The sequence below is a fragment of the Streptomyces sp. N50 genome (assembly GCF_033335955.1).
Classification (GTDB): domain Bacteria; phylum Actinomycetota; class Actinomycetes; order Streptomycetales; family Streptomycetaceae; genus Streptomyces.
Genome location: NZ_CP137549.1, coordinates 1300944 through 1318864 on the forward strand (window position 1 = coordinate 1300944; position 17921 = coordinate 1318864).

Annotated in this window: 15 protein-coding genes and 2 tRNA genes; 4 read left to right on the top strand and 13 right to left on the bottom strand. The window is 69.7% G+C overall.

The window, feature by feature from the left end; all coding sequences use genetic code 11:
- Positions 1–119: 119 nt before the first annotated feature.
- Positions 120–680 carry an HIT family protein gene (locus tag R2B38_RS05390; protein WP_043684026.1) on the bottom strand — a complete coding sequence of 187 codons (561 nt, stop codon included), beginning with the start codon at positions 678–680 and terminating at the stop codon, positions 120–122.
- Positions 681–747: 67 nt separating this feature from the next.
- Here R2B38_RS05390 and R2B38_RS05395 point away from each other — a divergent pair, with 67 nt between their 5' ends.
- A complete protein-coding gene (locus tag R2B38_RS05395; RefSeq protein WP_318015201.1) occupies positions 748–1404 on the top strand; it encodes a potassium channel family protein in 657 nt (218 codons plus the stop codon).
- Between the two features lie 33 nt (positions 1405–1437).
- On the opposite strand, the gene thrS is transcribed toward R2B38_RS05395, so the two are convergent.
- From thrS to R2B38_RS05410, 3 genes are all read right to left on the bottom strand, one after another.
- Positions 1438–3414 (bottom strand): threonine--tRNA ligase, encoded by a 1977-nt coding sequence (gene thrS, locus R2B38_RS05400; protein ID WP_318015202.1) that lies wholly within the window; start codon positions 3412–3414, stop codon positions 1438–1440.
- Between the two features lie 112 nt (positions 3415–3526).
- A complete protein-coding gene (locus R2B38_RS05405; protein WP_318015203.1) occupies positions 3527–4762 on the bottom strand; it encodes a hypothetical protein in 1236 nt (411 codons plus the stop codon).
- Positions 4759–5325, bottom strand: coding sequence for a DUF4365 domain-containing protein (locus R2B38_RS05410; RefSeq protein ID WP_200689140.1), 567 nt, complete (start codon positions 5323–5325; stop codon positions 4759–4761). Before R2B38_RS05410 ends, R2B38_RS05405 begins: the two co-directional genes overlap by 4 nt.
- A 182-nt stretch (positions 5326–5507) precedes the next feature.
- Between R2B38_RS05410 and R2B38_RS05415 the strand changes: the two genes are divergently transcribed.
- A complete protein-coding gene (locus tag R2B38_RS05415) occupies positions 5508–6236 on the top strand; it encodes a 3'-5' exonuclease (protein WP_318015204.1) in 729 nt (242 codons plus the stop codon).
- Between the two features lie 70 nt (positions 6237–6306).
- Here the strand turns inward: R2B38_RS05415 and R2B38_RS05420 are convergent.
- Both R2B38_RS05420 and R2B38_RS05425 read right to left on the bottom strand, forming a co-directional pair.
- Positions 6307–6378 (bottom strand) — tRNA-Val (locus R2B38_RS05420).
- A gap of 53 nt (positions 6379–6431) precedes the next feature.
- Positions 6432–6878, bottom strand: coding sequence for an SRPBCC family protein (locus R2B38_RS05425; protein WP_318015205.1), 447 nt, complete (start codon positions 6876–6878; stop codon positions 6432–6434).
- Between the two features lie 101 nt (positions 6879–6979).
- Here R2B38_RS05425 and R2B38_RS05430 point away from each other — a divergent pair, with 101 nt between their 5' ends.
- On the top strand, positions 6980–9502 hold the full coding sequence (locus R2B38_RS05430; RefSeq protein ID WP_318015206.1) for an SCO7613 C-terminal domain-containing membrane protein: 2523 nt from the start codon (positions 6980–6982) through the stop codon (positions 9500–9502).
- A 7-nt stretch (positions 9503–9509) separates the two neighbouring features.
- On the opposite strand, the gene R2B38_RS05435 is transcribed toward R2B38_RS05430, so the two are convergent.
- From R2B38_RS05435 to R2B38_RS05465, 7 genes are all read right to left on the bottom strand, one after another.
- Entirely contained in the window at positions 9510–12245 is a 2736-nt protein-coding gene (locus R2B38_RS05435; protein ID WP_318015207.1) for a Tat pathway signal sequence domain protein, read from the bottom strand.
- 121 nt (positions 12246–12366) lie between these two features.
- The gene (locus R2B38_RS05440; protein WP_318015208.1) at positions 12367–12957 is read right to left on the bottom strand and encodes a hypothetical protein; all 591 of its coding nucleotides are present in this window, start codon (positions 12955–12957) and stop codon (positions 12367–12369) included.
- A gap of 4 nt (positions 12958–12961) precedes the next feature.
- Positions 12962–13837 (bottom strand): carbohydrate ABC transporter permease, encoded by an 876-nt coding sequence (locus R2B38_RS05445; RefSeq protein WP_318015209.1) that lies wholly within the window; start codon positions 13835–13837, stop codon positions 12962–12964.
- Complete coding sequence (locus tag R2B38_RS05450; protein WP_318015210.1) at positions 13834–14802, bottom strand: sugar ABC transporter permease; 969 nt, start codon at positions 14800–14802, stop codon at positions 13834–13836. The genes R2B38_RS05445 and R2B38_RS05450 overlap by 4 nt, the downstream gene beginning before the upstream one ends.
- Positions 14802–16088 (bottom strand): ABC transporter substrate-binding protein, encoded by a 1287-nt coding sequence (locus R2B38_RS05455; protein ID WP_318015211.1) that lies wholly within the window; start codon positions 16086–16088, stop codon positions 14802–14804. Before R2B38_RS05455 ends, R2B38_RS05450 begins: the two co-directional genes overlap by 1 nt.
- 344 nt (positions 16089–16432) lie before the next feature.
- A tRNA-Val gene (locus tag R2B38_RS05460) sits at positions 16433–16504 on the bottom strand.
- A gap of 77 nt (positions 16505–16581) precedes the next feature.
- Positions 16582–17046: a TIGR02611 family protein gene (locus R2B38_RS05465; protein WP_318015212.1), complete on the bottom strand. Its 465-nt coding sequence runs from the start codon at positions 17044–17046 to the stop codon at positions 16582–16584.
- 191 nt (positions 17047–17237) lie between these two features.
- Here R2B38_RS05465 and R2B38_RS05470 point away from each other — a divergent pair, with 191 nt between their 5' ends.
- Positions 17238–17651, top strand: a complete 414-nt coding sequence (locus R2B38_RS05470) for an SsgA family sporulation/cell division regulator (RefSeq protein ID WP_004002642.1) — start codon at positions 17238–17240, stop codon at positions 17649–17651.
- Positions 17652–17921: the final 270 nt, after the last annotated feature.

The following is a 17921-nucleotide window of genomic DNA, read 5'->3' on the forward strand; positions in this document are numbered from 1 at the left end:
CGGGTTCCTGGGGGCTGCGCCCCCAGACCCCCTTCGGCCTGAACGGCCTCGTCCTCAAACGCCCGACGGGCTGGGTGATGCCGGCCGCGGGATCCAAACCCGAAGCCAAGCCACGAGATTCAAGCCGTGGGCCACGCCTCCGCCAGCATCTTCCGTGTGTCCGCGAGGAGTTGGGGCAGCACCTTCGTGTGGCCGACCACCGGCATGAAGTTCGTGTCGCCGCCCCAGCGCGGGACGATGTGCTGGTGGAGGTGGGCGGCGATACCCGCGCCCGCCACGCTGCCCTGGTTCATGCCGATGTTGAAGCCGTGGGCGCCGGACGCGGTGCGCAGGGCCGTCATCGCCTGCTTGGTGAGCGCCGCCAGCTCCACGGTCTCCGCGTCCGTCAGGTCGGTGTAGTCCGCGACGTGACGGTAGGGCACGACCATCAGATGGCCGCCGTTGTACGGGTACAGATTGAGCACCCCGTACACCAGCTCACCGCGCCTGACGATCAGCCCGTCCTCGTCCGATTTCGCCGGAATCGAGCAGAAGGGGCAACCGTCGTCGGCACCGGGGCCGGTCGGCTTGTTCTCGCCCTGGATGTAGGCCATCCGGTGGGGCGTCCAGAGGCGCTGGAACGCGTCCGGCGTGCCCACTCCGATCTGCTGCTCCGGCTCACTCGTCATGCAGGGAAGCATATGGCTTCGCCCGTTCGCGGCGTGTCGCCGGGGTTGCGCGAAACCCCTCCCGCGCCAAGCTGGGCCGATGGACGACGACAGCCGCAAGGCCCGCTGGGAGCAGCGCACGGAGGTCCCCCTAGCCGTGGCGTCCCTGGTCTTCCTCGCCGCGTACGCGGTACGCATCCTGGCCCACGGCCTGCCGGACACCTGGCAGGACCTCTGCCTCGCCGTGCTGTTCGCCGCGTGGGCGCTCTTCGCCGTGGACTACGCGGTCCGCTGGCGGCTGAGCCGCGAGCACCTGCGCTTCGTCCGCACGCACTGGCTGGACACCCTGGTCCTGCTCCTGCCCCTCCTCCGGCCACTGCGCGTCGTCAAGGTGTACGAGGCCGTCCAGCGACGGCACGGCCAGCCCCGGCTCGCCCTGCACGCGCGCGTGATCGTCTACGCCGGCCTGTCCACCGTTCTGCTGGGCTTCGCCGGCGCCCTCTCCGTCTACCACGAGGAACACGCGGCCCCGGGCGCGACGATAAAGACCTTCGGCGACGCCGTGTGGTGGACCTGCGCGACCTTCGCGACCGTCGGCTATGGCGACGTGGCCCCCGTCACCCCGCTCGGCCGCCTGATCGCCGTAGCCATGATGGCCATCGGCCTGGCCCTGCTCGGCGCGGTCACCGGAACCTTCGCCTCCTGGCTGCTCCAGGTCTTCACTAGGGAGGACGACGAGAGGCCCCCGGGGAGCTGAAGAACTCCCCGAGGGCCTCTCAAAGCAACAGGATCAGACCTGCACGCGGTCCGCCACGACCTGCTCGATCTTCGCGATGGCGTCGTCGAACGCGATGCCGTTCTCCTGCGAGCCGTCGCGGTAACGGAAGGACACCGTCCCGGCGTTCATGTCCTCGTCGCCGACGATGACCATGAACGGGACCTTCTGCTTCTGCGCGTTGCGGATCTTCTTCTGCATCCGGTCCGAGGACGAGTCGACCTCGACGCGCAGCCCCTTCTTCTTCGCCGCCACGGCGAACTTCTCCAGGTACTCGACGTGCCCGTCCCCGATCGGGATCCCGACCGCCTGCACCGGCGCCAGCCACGCCGGGAAGGCACCCGCGTAGTGCTCAAGAAGCACCGCGAAGAACCGCTCGATGGACCCGAACAGCGCCCGGTGGATCATGACCGGCCGCTGCTTGGAGCCGTCAGGACCGGTGTACTCCAGGTCGAAGCGCTCCGGCAGGTTGAAGTCCAGCTGGACGGTGGACATCTGCCAGGTCCGGCCGATCGCGTCCTTCGTCTGGACGGAGATCTTCGGGCCGTAGAACGCGGCACCGCCCGGGTCGGGGACGAGCGGCAGACCCTGCTTCTCGGCGACCTGGCGCAGCGTCTCCGTGGCCTCTTCCCAGACCTCGTCCGAGCCGACGAACTTCTCCGGGTCCTTGGTCGACAGCTCCAGGTAGAAGTCCGTCAGGCCGTAGTCCCGCAGCAGGTTGAGGACGAAGGTGAGCGTCTTGTCCAGCTCGTCGGCCATCTGCTCGCGCGTGCAGTAGATGTGCGCGTCGTCCTGCGTGAAGCCCCGCGCGCGGGTCAGACCGTGCACGACGCCCGACTTCTCGTACCGGTACACGGTCCCGAACTCGAAGAGGCGCAGCGGCAGTTCACGGTACGAGCGGCCGCGCGCGTCGAAGATCAGGTTGTGCATCGGGCAGTTCATGGGCTTGAGGTAGTAGTCCACGCCCTCGTCGAGCTGCATGGGCGGGTACATGCCGTCGGCGTACCAGTCCAGGTGCCCGGACGTCTCGAAGAGCTTCCCCTTCGTCGCGTGCGGGGTGTAGACGAACTCGTAGCCCTCCTCCTCGTGCCGGCGCCGCGAGTAGTCCTCCATGACCCGGCGGACGACACCGCCCTTGGGGTGGAAGACGGCCAGGCCGGAGCCGATCTGCTCCGGGATGGAGAACAGGTCCAGCTCGCTGCCCAGCTTGCGGTGGTCGCGCTTCTCGGCCTCGACCAGGAAGTCGAGGTGCGCCTTCAGCTCCTCCTTGGAGGGCCAGGCGGTGCCGTAGATGCGCTGGAGCATGGGGTTCTTCTCGCTGCCGCGCCAGTAGGCGGCCGCGTTGCGCATCAGCTTGAACGCCGGGATGTTGCGCGTGGTGGGCAGGTGCGGACCGCGGCAGAGGTCCTTCCAGCACAGGTCGCCGGTCTTGGCGTCGAGGTTGTCGTAGATCGTCAGCTCGCCGCCGCCGACCTCGACGTCCGCGCCGTCGTCCGTGGACGCGGAGCCCTTGATGCCGATGAGTTCGAGCTTGTACGGCTCGTTGGCCAGCTCCTCGCGGGCGTCCTCGTCGGTGACGACACGGCGCGAGAACTTCTGCCCCCGCTTCTGGATCTCCTGCATCTTCTTCTCGATGGCCTTGAGATCCTCGGGCGTGAACGGCCGCTCGACGTCGAAGTCGTAGTAGAAGCCGTCCTTGACCGGCGGGCCGATGCCCAGCTTGGCCTCGGGGAACAGCTCCTGCACGGCCTGCGCCATGACGTGCGCGGTGGAGTGGCGCAGGATGTTGAGGCCGTCGGTGGAGGAGATCTCGACGGGCTCGACTTCCTCCCCCTCGGAGACGACGTACGCCAGGTCCTTGAGCTCCCCGGCCACGCGCGCGGCGATGATCGAGCGCTCGCCGGCGAAGAGTTCCGCGGCCGTGGTGCCCGTCGTCACCGTGCGCTCTTCCCGCTCGGAATCGCGTTGGATGATCACACGGACGTCTGACACGGGTCTCTCCTGACTACAGGGTGGATGCGGCGCCATACCGTGAGCGCGCGCAATAGGGGATCGTACCGACCCTAAGGGGCCCACCGCGAAACGGTCGCCCCGCTCCCCTCCCTCAGTCCTCCTCCCCGCTGCACGCCTCCTCGAAGAAGTCGAGGTTCTCCTGGAGGGACTTCATCAGCCGGTCCCGCTCCGCCTCGTCCACCTGCACGGGTACGACCCCGGAGGCACCGGTCAGCCGCCGGAACCCACCCCGGCTCTCCAGCCGCCCGTGCACCCGCACCGGGAGCCCTACGAGGTGGGCGTGCCCGGCTATGCGATACGACTCCTCGTCCAGGGTCATCCGGACGTGCCCGACCTCGGCGCCGGCGATCACCTGCATCCGTACGGTGCCCTCGCCGCGCGGCCCCGACCGGCGCATCCGCACCACCGAGCCGGTGATGCGCACGGGCATGGACGGTTCCTCGCGCAGATAGCGGGCCCCGGCCGCGCGCAGCACGGGCAGGTCGCCGGGCGAGAACTCGACGGCCTCGGCGGGCGCGGCACAGCCCTCGGGGACGCCCGCGCCGGGCGCCCACTCGACGGCGATCCGGGCGCCCTCGGTGCCGCGCACGAGCGCGACGACGGCTTCGGTCAACTCCCGGCTGACGCCCGCCTCGACGGCTCCGTCGAAGGCGTCCATGCCGCCGGTGGCCCGCTCGTAGTCGATGGCCTCGCGGGTCGCGTACAGGGCCTGGTGGAGGCGTACGGCGAGGGCGCGGCCGGTGTCGACCGGGACGAACGCGGTGAGTTGACGGCCGCCGGGCGCGGAGCCGACGAGGACGTGCTCCAGGGACGCGGCGGCGGGGCGGCGGTGGCGGGCGCCGTAGTAGCCGGCACGCGCGCGTGTGGCGAGTGCGGCGGCGAGCAGCATCTGGCGGGCGGCGGCGCGGAGTTGCTCCTCCACGGTCCAGGACGCGGCGCCCGCAGGGCCGGTCGGGATGTCGCGCCACCAGCGGATCTCGTCGCTCGGTACGGCGAGGCCGACGAGGACCTCGCGGGCGGAGGGGGTGTTGCTGCGGGCGAGCGCGATGAGCGCCTCGCCGAGGAGGTCGTCGCTGTCGGGGAAGGCCCGGCTCTCGGGGACCAGCAGGCTGGTGCCCGAGCCGCCGGGCCCGGGTGGGGTCCAGCGGCCGTACCGTCCGGCGGCGCCGCCGCGCCGCTGCCAGCCGTGCCGGCGCAGCAGGGCGCCGAGGACGGCGGGGTCGACCTGGTCGGGCTCGGGGGCGCGGTCCCAACTCGCGTCGCCGGCATGGTCGTCGGGATGGGGTCGTACCGTCCGCAGGTGTTCCTCGACCGAGCGGTGCCTCATGGCCTGCCTCCCGTCCCGACCCGCGTCATGATCTCGCACAGCGCCCGGTCGTCGAAGATGCGCGAGGTCGGTATCCGCACGGTGGTCCGGGTCCGGCCGGTGATCGCGTGACCGGCGAGGTTGACCCAGTAGCAGCAGTGCCGCAGATCGAGCCGGTCGTGGCTGGCGCGCAGCCAGTCGTCCTGGGAACGCGGGACGAGCATCACGACAAGGATCTTGTGCACCGAGACCGGTGTGCGGGCGAGCTTGCGCAGATGGTCGTTGTCGAGCGTGAAGGAGAAGGAACGTCCCGGCGGATTCGGCGGGATCTGGTAAGTGCACTTGAGCTGCACTTTTATCGTGACCTCGTCGTCCACCGTGTGCCCGGGCGAGCCGTGACTGACGTGCCAGTCGATGCCGTTGTCCGGGAAGGGTTGCGACAGCGAGCAGCCGGCCGCGGCGGCGACGGCGTGCAGATAGCCCACCTGCAGAGTCTCCATGCAGGCGGTGGTGGCGAGCGATCCGCGATGGGGTGCCGTCCGTTCGGGCAGCAGCCCGCCCCGCTCGGGCTGCGCTATCACCATGGCCAACAGCCTTCCAAGTTCAGGTGAATTGTGGTGCAGAATGCCTGCTCCGGGTCGCTGAACTGCAAAGACCCGCACTCCTGTTGTGTCCTTCCGGCGTACGGCGCAAACAGCCCGGGTATCACCAAACTGGCAGAAGACGGTGCGTCAGCTGCCGTGGGTGAACGAGGAGTTGTGTACGTATGACGTGCTGGTACGAGGGCCCGTTGGCCGCGTTCGACACGGAGACCACGGGCGTGGATGTGGAGACCGACCGGATCGTGTCGGCCGCGATCGTCGTCCAGGACGCCCCCGGCACCCGGCCCCGGGCGGCCCGGTGGCTGGTGAACCCGGGGGTGCCGGTGCCCGCCGGGGCGACGGCGATCCATGGACTGACGGATGAGCATCTTCAGCGCAACGGCCGCTGGCCCGCGCCGGTGATGCACGAGATAGCCGACGAGCTGGCCGAACAGGCCGCGATGGGACGCCCGTTGGTGGTCATGAACGCACCGTTCGACCTGACCCTGCTGGACCGCGAACTGCGCCGCCACCGCGCGTGCTCGCTGGACCAGTGGTTCGAGTCGACGCCCCTACAGGTCCTGGATCCCCGGGTCCTGGACAAACATCTGGACCGCTACCGCAAGGGCCGCCGCACCCTCACCGACCTGTGCGCGCACTACGGCGTCGAGTTGGAGGGCGCGCACGACGCGGGCGCGGACGCGCTGGCCTCCCTGGAGGTGGTCCGCGCCCTGGGCCGCCGCTTCGCGACCCGCCTGGAACGCCTGTCCCCCGCCGAGCTGCACACCCTGCAGTCGACGTGGCACGCGGCCCAAGCACGCGGCCTCCAGGCGTGGTTCGCGCGCAGCGGCACCCCGGAACGGGTGGACCAGTCGTGGCCGCTGCGCCCGGGTCTGACGGCGGAGGCCGCGTAACCGCACAGGCACGACAACCGCACAGGCACAGCAAAAAGCCGGTCCGCTGCTGCGGACCGGCCTTTCCCGGTGGGCGATACTGGGTTCGAACCAGTGACCTCTTCGGTGTGAACGAAGCGCTCTCCCACTGAGCTAATCGCCCGGGAACGCACCGAACAATACAGGCCCCCGCCGGTTTCCTTCAAACCGCTTCCGTCAGGCCGCTGCCAGGTGGGCGAGGAGCCCGCGCCGCCCGGCCCGCATCATCAGCGCGTGGTTGAGGCGGAACACCGGCCGCCCGGGTACGGCGAACCACCTGAGCAGCGGCCGGTTCAGGTCGACCTCCTGGTCGTAGCGGGCGAGCGTGCCGGAACCGTCGGCGGTGAGGGTCCAGCGCGCCCAGCCCACCAGATCACCGGTCATCGCGATCTCCAGCACCCCGGCCGCCGGATCGCGCCGCACTTCGCGCGCGGTGAAGGTCAGGACGTACGGCAGGCTCGCGCGGATGCGGATGACGCCGGTCGTGTCGTCGACGCGGTCGACCGCGCGCACCTGCGGCCACCAGCGCGGATAGTCCTCGGCCCGTTCCAGGACCGGGTACACGACGGCGGGCGGCGCGGGCAGGGACCACCGGGCGCGGAAGCGGTAACGGTTCCAGTCCATGGCGGGAGTCTGCCCGGTCCCGAGCCCGTCTCCCGGCCACCAGGCGCGTTTGAGTACGCGTACTCATGTCGTACGACGTGACGGGCGCCACACTCCGAGTCATGACGCACATTCCGCCCCCGGCCGTGGAGCTGGGGATCCTGGACGCCGAGCTGCGCCAACTGGACGCCCGCCGGGCCCAGTTGCTGCACCGGCGAGCCTGGCTGCTGACCGTGCTCCAGCCGGTCCGGCCCGCACCCGTGCTGTCGCCGCCGCCCGCCGCACCGCCCCGGCGTGAGGCCACCGCACCGAGCGTGCAGAACGTGCTGCTCCTCCTCGGCGCCACCCTGCTCATCCTCGCCGCGATCGCGTTCACGCTGGTCAGCTGGGGGTCGATGGGAATCGCGGGCCGGGCGCTGGTGCTCGGCGCGGTGACCCTGGCGACGCTCGGCGCACCCGTCGTGCTGCTGCGCCGTGGCCTGCGCTCCACGGCCGAGTCGCTCGCGGGCCTCGGTCTCGCCCTGACGGTGCTGGACGCCTACGCGCTGCACGAGGTCGCGTTCCCGGACGGGGACGGCGTGACGTTCGCGGCAGCGGCGGCGACGGCGCTGACGGCACTCTGGACTGCGTACGGCATCGGACTCGCGGCGCTCCCGAACCCGGCCGACGCCCGCACGGAACAGGCCGGCGTCACACACCCGACCGACCCCCGCACGAACCCGGCCGACATCGCGGCACACCCGAACCCGACCGGCCCCCGCCCGGACGCCACCGGATCCGCGGCGCTGCCGAGCCCGCCCACCTCCCGCGCGGACCAGCCCTCACCGACCCTTCTCCTCCCCCTCCCCGCCGCGCTCGCGGTCGCCCAACTCCCCTTGCTGCTCTGGGCGATCGCGGCCGGCGGGGGTCCGCACACGATCACGGCCGCGCTGTTGCTGACCGCCGTGACCGACATGGTTGTCGCGCTCCGGGTCTCCCCGAAGGCCGTTCGTCTCGTCGCCGCCGGCGGGGCGTTCGGCATGGGCGGCTGGGGCGTGCTGGCGGCCGGCGTGATCTCTTTGGACGCGACCGGTCCGGGCGCCGCCGCCCGTGCGGCGGCGCTCTTCGTCCTCGCTGCGGCAGGCGCGTTCGGCGCCGCGTGGCTGGCTACCGGCCGGGGGCTGAGGACGGGTACGGCCGCGGCGGGCGGCCTGTTCCTGGTCGCCGCGCTCGGTGGCGTGCTGCGCGCGTCGCTGCCCGCCGACTGGACGGTTCCCGGCTATCTGGCTTGTGGGGTCGCCCTGTTGGCGCTCGTACGGGGCCGGCTCCCCGAGCCCGTACGGCACGGTCTCGGCTGGGCCTCCGGCGCCGTACAGGCGAGCGCGGTGCTGTGGACGCTGCCGGTCGTCGGGGTCACACTGCTCGGTCCGGCCGCGTGGCTGTCGCACGCCTGGTCCGGTGCACCGGGCGACGCCCGTGACGCGGCGGCGGTGGGCGCCTTCTGGCCCGCGCATGCCGCCACAACTCCCCTGGTTCTCGCGGCGGTTGCGGCAGTCCTCGCCCGCATGGTCCGCAACGCCGAGTGGCAGCCCCAGGCACGGACCGCCGCACTGACCCTGGCCTGGGCCACGGCGATCACCGTCCCGCCCGCACTCCAACTGCCCTACAGCGTCGGCCTGTTGGTGCAAGGGCTCGCGATCATCGCCCTCCTCGCCCTCGCGCACCGCGCCGCGACACTCCTCGCCCTGCTCGCCTCCCTCAGCCTGGCCGCCCTGTCCCTGGCCACGGAGTCGGGCACCCTCGTCGTACTCGCATCCCTGACCGCCGCGTTCGCGGTGGCCGCCCGGCGCGACCGACTCGCACCGGCGTCCGCCGCCGCCTCGCTCGGATACGCCACGGCCCTCGCCTGCGCCGTGGGCGCCGCCCTGGACTGGCGGCCGGAGCACACCGCGCTGCTGGTGCTCGCCGTGCCGGTGGCCGCCGCGCTGCTCGCCGCACGCCTCCGCGAACCCGCGACAACGACGGCCGTCGAGATCACGGGCACTGTCGCGGCCCTGGTCGCGATCGGCCTCTCCTCTCTCGAACTGCCCATGTTCGCCCTGGTGTCGGCCCTGTGCGGAGTGATCGCGGCGGGCACGGCGCTACGGCCCGAGCGCAGGAACGTCGGCTACGCGGCCGCCGCCCTGTTCATCCTCGCCACCTGGGTACGGCTGTCCGCGTGGGACGTCGGCAGCCCCGAGGCGTACACACTGGCGGTGAGCGTCCCGGCGCTGCTGGTGGGCGCGCTGCGCAGGCGCCGCGAACCGAACACCTCGTCCTGGACGGCGTACGGCCCCGGGCTCGCCGCCACGCTCGCGCCGAGCCTCCTCGCGGCCTGGGCCGACGCCCACTGGACCCGCCCCCTGCTGCTGGGCACAGCCGCACTGCTGGTCACCCTGATCGGCGCGCGGCACCGTCTCCAGGCACCGCTCCTCCTCGGCGGCGCCACCCTCGTACTGGACACCCTGCACGAACTCGCCCCGTACCTCGCCCAGGCCGTAGGCGCCCTGCCCCGCTGGGCGCCTCCCGCCCTCGCCGGAGCCCTGCTGCTCGCACTCGGCGCGACGTACGAGCAGCGGATCCGGGACGCCCGGCGGGTGCGGGAGGTCCTGGGGAGGATGAACTAGCCCTGCGCTAGGGCATCTTGTCGCCGAGCAGGGCGAGGTTCTCGATGGCGGCGAGGCCGTACAGCGCGGTGTCGTTCGAGGACACCCACGCGGCCTCGCTGCCCGGGACTAGCGTCACAGGCCCGGTCAGCGGCTCCGTCTTCCACGGCGAGGACTCCATATACCCGTCCGAGCCGTAGAACTTCGTCCAGGCCCGCTTGGCGAGCGTCGCGTCGTCGAGTTGTACGGCGGCGTAGGCGTCGAGGCGTGAGTGGCCCTGGAAGAGCAGCAGGGTGCCGAAGTTGGAGCCGTAGCGGGCCGCCTGTTCGGTCTTGGAGGCGTTGAAGTAGCGGCAGTAATCCATGTACACCTCCTTGAACTTGGGCAGGTCGACGAGGTAAATCAGCTCCGCGCACAGCTCGTTGAGGCCGAAGACGGCCGAGAGGTGCGAGACGGAGACCACGGGCGCGGACGCGACGGCGAACTTGCCGGTGTCGAGGTCGTAGAGCCCGCTCCCCTGCACAAATCCGTTGGGCTGGGCGGCAATTGTCTCCATCGTCGACAGGACACGCGCCTTGGCCTTCTCCCACTTGGGGCCCCTGCGTTCCCACTCGGTCAGCCACGCCGACACCAACCCGCTCCAGTCCGTGCCGAATCCGATCGACAGGGCGTGCCGGTCGGGGGTGTACGGCGCGGTGCGGATCTTGCGGATCGGGTCGAGGACGAGGAACGTCTCGTCGGAGTCGACGTTGGCCGCCATGAGGTCGCCGACGCGTTCGTCGGCGGTGAGGAAGTAGTAGTAGCGCCGGTAGGTGGTGTTGGCGATGCGCTGCTGCTTGGCGCTGTCGGCGTAGTGCTGGACGCCGTGCCGGGTGCCCAGGCCGGCCCACTGGCCGAGGTGGTAGACGTCGACCTCGCCGGTGTGCCGGGTGAGCGCCTCGGCGAAGCGGAAGATGTCCGAGCGGCCCGAGCGGATGTACGCGAACCAGAGCCAGATGTCCGGCGACAGCTCGGAGTTGTCCCAGGCGTAGCCGCCGATGTCGTACCGCCACTGGTGCCGCACGGTGTCGTACGAGTGCATGAAGTCGCCGTAGTCCCAGAAGCCGTACCAACGGCGTTGCGCCACCTGGTCCTTGTAGTAGGTGAAGAGGAAGTCGAGGTGGTCCTCGATCTTCGCCTTGGCGGTGGTGGAGCGGTCTGGTTCGGAGTAGAGGCCGGGTCCGAAGACCTTGGACTTGATCAACTGCGCGGGCGGGGCGGCGAGTTGGGGCAACACCCTTACGGCGTCCACCTGTTGGGCCAGGGCTTCCGCCGAGGGCGTCGACTCGTTGGCCCAGAAAAGGAGTTCGGAGGTGCGGGCGATGCCGTACGGGGTGCCGAATTCGGGTTCGTAGTCCTCATAGGTGATTTCGAGGCCTTCGAGCTGTTTGGCGTACGTGTCCAGACCCATGCCGTCGTGGTAGAAGCGCAGGTCCATCGGCTGGGCCTCGGGCGACCAGAGCCAGAGGGTGACCTCGGCCTCGTCGGTGTGGGCGTCGCGGATGTCGAGCTGCGCGGGGAACTTCTCCCAGAAGTCCCTTAGCCCGAAGGAGAATCCGCCGCTCGCCCCGCCGACGTAGCCGAATCCGGAGGCGTGTCCGCCGCCGCCGGCGGGGATCCAGCCGTGGCCCTTGGTGGTGCGCTTGCGGAGGGTGAAGCCGTCGGCGGAGAGCTGGGAGAGGGTGTAGTCGCCCCACTGGGGGATGTACTGGAGGCGGCTCGTGACGCGCTGGTCCCAGGTGGACGGGTCGGCGAGCTTCTGCCCCGCGTACTGGGCGGCCTGGACGGTCGCGCCCGGGTCGCGGCGCAGGCCCGTGATGCCCTGAACTGCCTCGCGCAGCAGGCCAGTTCCTTCGCCGCCGATGCGGATGTGACGGTCGTAGGCCGCGTCCCGCATCGGGACGGTGAAGCGAACCCCCAGCCCGCGGATGAAGTCACCGCTCGCCTTCCCCGGTTCCACCGTGCCGTCGAAGGTGATCGTGTGCACCATGCGGAAGGAGTCGGCGCCCGCGTAGAAGTAGAGGCGGATCGAGAACGGCAGCCAACTCCGGCCGCCCTTGCGGTGTTTGCCGTCGATGCGGACCACCGCCCTTACCGGGCCGTCCTGTTCGACGGTGACCTCGCCGATCACCCCGTCGAAGCGCTCGGTCTTCACCGCGCCCTGGTCCTCGTCCTCGATCTCGGGCTGGCGGATGAGGACGAGCCGGCCGTTCTTCGCGATCTCCGTGCCGCCCCTGGTGACCGACTTGATGAGGGTGGAGCCGTTCTTGCCGATCTTCGCGGTGATGACCCCGGTCGACACGTCGATGGTGCCGCCGCTCTTGTCGACGGTGACCTTCTTGTCGGGGGCGGTCGTGTCCCCGGCGGTGAGGGTGAGCTTGCCGGAGCCCGAACTCACCGCGTGGGCCGTCCACTTGAGCGATCCGTCGGGCCAGTAGGCGAGCGGCCAGGACTGCACCGGCACGGCCGTGCCCTCGGCGTCCGTCAGCGCGAAGGTCTGGTCCTCCTGGTAGGTGCCCATCGGCCACGGCACACCGACCGTCGATCCGGGGGCGGCACCGAGACCGCCGTCTTCCAGCCAGTCGAGGGTCACCGGGCCGCCGTCGGCCGCCGCGGCTCCGGGCGCGGCCTGGGCGTCCTTCGCCCCTAGCGCCCAGCTGAACTGCGCGGCGGCTCCGGCGACGGCGGCCGCCTTGAGAAGAGACCTACGGGGAATGGGAGACATGACCTTTCCACCTTTCCTTTCCGTGCGGGAAGCGTTCGTCACGTGCGAATAGTCAGGGGCATGACAGACAGAGGTACGGCGCTCCGAACGCGTCGACCTCGTGCAAGGCACCGTCCGCCCGTCAGCGGTGCCGGTACCGCTCCTCCACGGCGACGGCCGCCGCGGCCACGGCCCCCAGCACGGGAACCGCCAACGGTGCGATGAGCAGGGCGGAGCAGCCGACGAGGACCAGCCCGCCGACGAGCAGGAAGGAACCGGCCGGGTCGAGGACGGTACGGCGACCGGCCTCGGCAAGCAGCACCCGCCAGCTGTCCCCCGGCGCCCAGACCGCCGCCGCGCGTATCCCGGCGACGACGATCCCGAGCAGCGCGAACACCCCGACGGCACCGACGAGTTGCCCACCGGGCAGCCCGGCACGCACGGCCTGGACGTCCACCCATCCGGCGGCCACCACGCCCCACCCGGCAACCCCGACGACCCACCCGCCTCGCAGCGCCACCCTGAAGTCCGCGACGAACTCCCGCCAGCCACCGCCCACATGACCGGTTCGGCGCCTCAAGTGCCGTGCCCCGGCGGCGAATGCGGCGGGATAGGTGACAACTCCCGCCGAGGCGACGGCGATCCACACCCCGGTGAGCAGACATTCGGCGAACACCCCGAACCGCTCGGCGAAGACCGACTCCCTGCGTGGTTTCACGCGTGCTTCGGCCACCGTCTCAGCCCTTCAGTCCGGAGGTCGCCATACCGTCGATCAGGTACCGCTGGAAGGCGAGGAAGAACAGCAGCACCGGCAGCAGCGCGACGAGCGACATGGCGATCATGCCGCCGTAGTTCGCGGCCACGCCGTCCGAGTCGCGGAACATCATCAGGCCCAGTGAAACCGTGTATTTCCCGGGCTCGTTGAGGTAGATCAGCGGGCCCATGAAGTCGTTCCAGGCGTTGATGAAGGTGAAGATCGCGCTGGTGATGAGCGCGGGCCGGCACAGCGGCAGCACGATCGACCAGTAGATCCGCAGGTGCCCGCAGCCGTCGAGCCGGGCGGCCTCGTCCAGTTCCTTCGGCAGGTTGCGCATGAACTGCACCATGAGGAAGACGAAGAAGGCCTCGGTCGCCAGGTACTTGCCGATGAGCAACGGGACGTAGGTGTTGACCAGTTGGAGCTTCTGGAACATCACGTACTGCGGGATCAGCAGCACGTGGTACGGCAGCAGGAGCGTGCCGATCATCAGGGAGAAGAGCAGGTTGCGGCCTGCGAACCGGATGCGGGCGAAGGCGTAGGCCGTCAGGGAGCAGGAGATGAGGATGCCGAGGACCGAACCGAGCGCGTAGAAAAGGGAGTTCTGGAAGAAGGTCCAGATCGAGATGTCGGCGATGCCCTTGGCCAGGCCCTTGAAGTTGGTGAGGATCGGGTGGCCGGGGAAGAGCTGCAGGCTGTTGATGACGTCCTTGCTCGGCTTGAACGAGGCGCCGATGACCCAGACGACCGGGTAGAGGACGACAGCGAGGACGGCCAGGGCTCCGACGTGCCAGACGAGCGAGCCGGTGCGTTTGCGTCCCAGCCCCGGGGACTTCGGGGCAGTCGTAGCACTCATCGGGCGTCCTCCTCGTAGTGCACCCACTTCTTCTGCGACCAGAAGAGGACGGCCGTCACGAGCGCCACGGCGAGCAGCAGCATCCAGGCCATCGCGGACGCGAAGCCCATCTGGGCGTTCTTGAAGCCCTGTTGGTAGAGGTAACAGGTGTAGACGAGCGTGGCGTCGGCCGGTCCGCACTGGGAGTTGGAGACGACGTACGCGGAGCCGAAGATCTGGAAGGAGTGGATGGTCTCCAGCAGCACGTTGAAGAAGAGGACCGGCGAGATCATCGGCAGCGTGATGTTCCAGAACCGGCGGAAGGGTCCGGCCCCGTCCATCGCGGCGGCCTCGTACAGCTCCCTCGGCACCTGCTTGAGCCCGGCGAGGAAGATGACCATCGGCGCGCCGAACTGCCAGACGGTGAGCGCGACCAGGGAGTAGAGGATCCAGTCGGGGTCGCCGACCCAGCCGCCGACGTGGGAGCCGAAGAGCGACTGCGTACGGTCCACGACGGCGCCGTCGGAGAAGAGCGTCCGCCAGACGAAGCCGATCGAGACGCTCGCGCCGATGAGCGAGGGGGCGTAGAAGGCGGCCCGGTAGAGGGCCTGGCCGCGGCGGCTCTGGGCGAGCAGCATGGCGACGCCGAGGGCGAGGAGCAGTTTCAGCGGGGTGCCGATGACGACGTATTTCGCCGTCACCTCCACCGACTTCTGCCACCTCGGGTCATCGAACATCCGGGTGAAGTTGTCGAAGCCGATCCACTTCGGGCTGTCGAAGAGGTTGTAGTCGGTGAACGCGAAGTAGAGGGAGGCGACCATGGGGCCCGCGGTCAGCAGCAGGAAGCCGGCGATCCACGGGGACATGAAGAGGTAGCCGGCGAGGTTCTCCCGGCGCCCCCGCCGCTTCTTGGCGGCGGGGGCGGCGGAGCGGGTCTGCCGGGTGGCGGGCGGAGCGTCGTCGACGAGCGTCACGGCGGTTCCCATCAGGCGGAGAAGGCGGCCTGCGCCTCGGAGAAGAACTGCTTGACCGCGTCGGCGACCTTGGTCTTGCCCAGCGCCATGTCCCCGCCGATGCGGAGGAAGGCGGACTCGGCGGTGTCGGCGCCGGACGGGTGCGGGGTGATCGTCCCGAGGACACCGGCCTTGGCGGTGTCCGCCTCGTACTGGGCGATCTCCTTCTGGACGACGTCGGTCGGCTTGAACGCGTCGTACTGGTCGGTGGTCGCGAGGATGCCCCGGTCGTAGCCCATGATCTTGCCGACCGCGGGGTCGTGGACCATGAAGTCGATGAACTGGGCGACTTCCTTGGGGTGCTTGGTGCGCGCGGAGCCGCTGAGCATCAGGGACGCGAGGTACTGGCCGGTGTCCTTGCCGTCGGTGGTGGGGATCGGCGCGAGGCCGTAGTCGCTGGTGCCCTCCGCCGTGTAGCGGACGGTGAAGTTGTCCCAGGTGAATTCCGAGGCACCGTGTCCGGCCGAGAGCGAGGACTTGGGGGTGTCCTGGGCGACGACCTTCGGGGAGGTGACGATCCCGGCCTTCACCCGGCCGTACCCGTCCGTCCACCACTCCGTCAGATCCGACTCCTCGAAACCGAGTCCGTCCTTGGTGAAGAACGCCTTGCCGTTCTGCCGGAGGTAGAGGTCGTACAGGTACATGATGCCGAAGTAGCCCGTGTCTCCGGGGACTCCGGTCTTGTCGTGGATCGTCTTGAGGGCTTTGAAGTACTCGTCCCAGGTCCAGCCCGCCGTGGGGTCGATGCCCGCCTTCGTGTAGACCTTCTTGTCGATGACCAGCGCCATGGTGTTCGAACCGACCGGAACACCGAGTTGCTTGCCGTCGACCTGGCCCACCGCGACCACGCCCGCGCGGAAGTGATCCATGCTCAGATTTCCCGCGTCGATCTGCGATCTGAGATCGAGCAGGACGCCTCTCTTGTCGTACTTCCGAAGAAATCCGACGGCGTTCTGGAATACGTCCGGCGGATTTCCGCCCGCGGCCTGCGTCTGGAACTTCTCCCAGAAAGAGGGATAGTCCTGAAAGTCCGTCTTCACCTTGATCTTCGGATACTTCTTTTCGAAGAGCGCGATGGACTGATTGATCTTTTTCGCCCGCTCCTCGGCACCCCACCACGAGTAACGGATCGTCACATTCCCGTTCGCGGACGTGCCGTCGTTCCCGCCGCATCCCGTCGCCGCCAGCCCCAGCGTCGCCGCCGAGACCCCGGCGGCCTTCAGGACGGTACGCCTCTCCACATTCGTGCGGGTTCCCATGATGGGCCCTCCCCGTAGCGTCGTTGCCACCTGCATGAATCGTTTCAAGTAAGCGCTTGCTGGCACAAGGTACGGAGGCCCTCGGGGTGCGTCAATGATTCGGACAGGAATTTCTTGTGGACCGGCTGAGCGCTACGACGGCGCCGCCGGGGGCGTTGCCGGAGCAACGGGACGGACACCGCAGGTGAGGCGCGTGCGATCGGCCGGCCGAACAGGAAGCGGTCTGCCGCACTCCGCCGGCGACCGGCCGGAAAACGCCTGGGCGGTGGGGAGTTGACGGCGCGATCCGGTGACCGAACGACGACGGCCCGCCTGTGTGATCACAGACGGGCCGTCGGTCCGGGTGGGCGATACTGGGTTCGAACCAGTGACCTCTTCGGTGTGAACGAAGCGCTCTCCCACTGAGCTAATCGCCCGGGCGCACGGAGAACATTACCCCATGTCAGCAGGTGCCCCGACCAGCACCGGAAGGCCCCGGGAGGCCGTCAGCGGGTCACTGGTCCTTGATCTTCCAGGGCATCACGACGCCGAACTTCCAGACGTAGACACCGACCAGGGCGATCACGATCACCAGGCCGATCGAGGTCAGGACGATGTTGCGGCGGCGTACGGCGGGGTCGAGCGCACGCTGTGCCGCCTCGGTGACCTTGCGTTTCGTCCAGCGGAGCACCAGCTGGGCCCAGACGAACTCGGTCGCCCAGATCGCCATGCCGCCGAAGATCACGACCCAGCCGGGTCCCGGCAGCGGCAGCATGATGATGCCGGCGACGACGACCGCGAGGCCGATCACGAAGACGCCGACCTGCCAGCTCAGATGCAGCGCACGACGTGCCTTGATGAATTCCGGCGCCTTGGAACCGAGCCCTTGCCCGTCCCGCGCCCCGTCCGCCCGCTTCTCGTCGGCCGCCCCGTCCGACGCCACGACAACCTCACCCGGCTCGTCACTCCCCGTATTCATACGGACAAACCCTACCCGAGGGAAACCAGTCACCGGAATGGCCCCACGGAGCGATCGAGCCCTCGGCCGGAAGAGTTACGTAAAGGCACGCAAAACACTCAGAGGGGTTTACAACGGCACCGTAGGTGGCATGTCGATTTCGCCGACGTGCGAATCCCCGAGCGCACACTGAGCGAAAGGCCCTGGCGCTTATGAACACCACGGTCAGCTGCGAGCTGCACCTGCGCCTCGTTGTGTCGAGCGAGTCATCCCTGCCTGTCCCCGCAGGCCTGCGGTACGACACGGCCGACCCCTACGCCGTGCACGCCACCTTCCACACCGGAGCCGAGGAGACCGTCGAGTGGGTGTTCGCCCGCGACCTTCTCGCGGAGGGCCTCCACCGGCCCACCGGCACCGGCGACGTCCGAGTCTGGCCATCCCGTAGTCACGGTCAGGGCGTCGTCTGCATCGCGCTGAGCTCTCCCGAGGGCGAAGCCCTGCTGGAGGCTCCCGCGCGGGCTCTGGAGTCCTTCCTGAAGCGGACGGACGCCGCCGTGCCACCCGGCACGGAGCACCGGCACTTCGACCTGGATCAGGAGCTGTCGCACATCCTGGCGGAGAGCTAGAGCGAGGTCCCATCCAAGCCGCCCGGCGCCGTCCGAACTCGGGGAGACGGCTCGGGCTCAGACAACCGCATAAGGCACACACCGGCGCCGTCGCCGCGATTCGTCGCGGGGGCGGCGCCGGTGCGCGTGCGGCCCGGTCGCGCGACTCTCCGTGACCCGGGGAACCACGCGGGACGCCGTCCCGTTCTCAGAGACAGGGGGCCGCCCTCCGGGAAGCCACTACCATCGGCCAGCATCGGCGGGCGCCCGCCCGACCCCCAGGCCAGGGAG

Excerpts from the sequence above, each read along its gene's own strand:
- R2B38_RS05390 (WP_043684026.1), bottom strand. The coding sequence starts at position 680 with ATGCTTCCCTGCATGACGAGTGAGCCGGAGCAGCAGATCGGAGTGGGC.
- R2B38_RS05395 (WP_318015201.1), top strand. The coding sequence starts at position 748 with ATGGACGACGACAGCCGCAAGGCCCGCTGGGAGCAGCGCACGGAGGTC.
- R2B38_RS05405 (WP_318015203.1), bottom strand. The coding sequence starts at position 4,762 with ATGAGGCACCGCTCGGTCGAGGAACACCTGCGGACGGTACGACCCCAT.
- R2B38_RS05410 (WP_200689140.1), bottom strand. The coding sequence starts at position 5,325 with ATGGTGATAGCGCAGCCCGAGCGGGGCGGGCTGCTGCCCGAACGGACG.
- R2B38_RS05415 (WP_318015204.1), top strand. The coding sequence starts at position 5,508 with ATGACGTGCTGGTACGAGGGCCCGTTGGCCGCGTTCGACACGGAGACC.
- R2B38_RS05425 (WP_318015205.1), bottom strand. The coding sequence starts at position 6,878 with ATGGACTGGAACCGTTACCGCTTCCGCGCCCGGTGGTCCCTGCCCGCG.
- R2B38_RS05430 (WP_318015206.1), top strand. The coding sequence starts at position 6,980 with ATGACGCACATTCCGCCCCCGGCCGTGGAGCTGGGGATCCTGGACGCC.
- R2B38_RS05435 (WP_318015207.1), bottom strand. The coding sequence starts at position 12,245 with ATGTCTCCCATTCCCCGTAGGTCTCTTCTCAAGGCGGCCGCCGTCGCC.
- R2B38_RS05445 (WP_318015209.1), bottom strand. The coding sequence starts at position 13,837 with ATGAGTGCTACGACTGCCCCGAAGTCCCCGGGGCTGGGACGCAAACGC.
- R2B38_RS05450 (WP_318015210.1), bottom strand. The coding sequence starts at position 14,802 with ATGGGAACCGCCGTGACGCTCGTCGACGACGCTCCGCCCGCCACCCGG.
- R2B38_RS05455 (WP_318015211.1), bottom strand. The coding sequence starts at position 16,088 with ATGGGAACCCGCACGAATGTGGAGAGGCGTACCGTCCTGAAGGCCGCC.
- R2B38_RS05465 (WP_318015212.1), bottom strand. The coding sequence starts at position 17,046 with ATGAATACGGGGAGTGACGAGCCGGGTGAGGTTGTCGTGGCGTCGGAC.
- R2B38_RS05470 (WP_004002642.1), top strand. The coding sequence starts at position 17,238 with ATGAACACCACGGTCAGCTGCGAGCTGCACCTGCGCCTCGTTGTGTCG.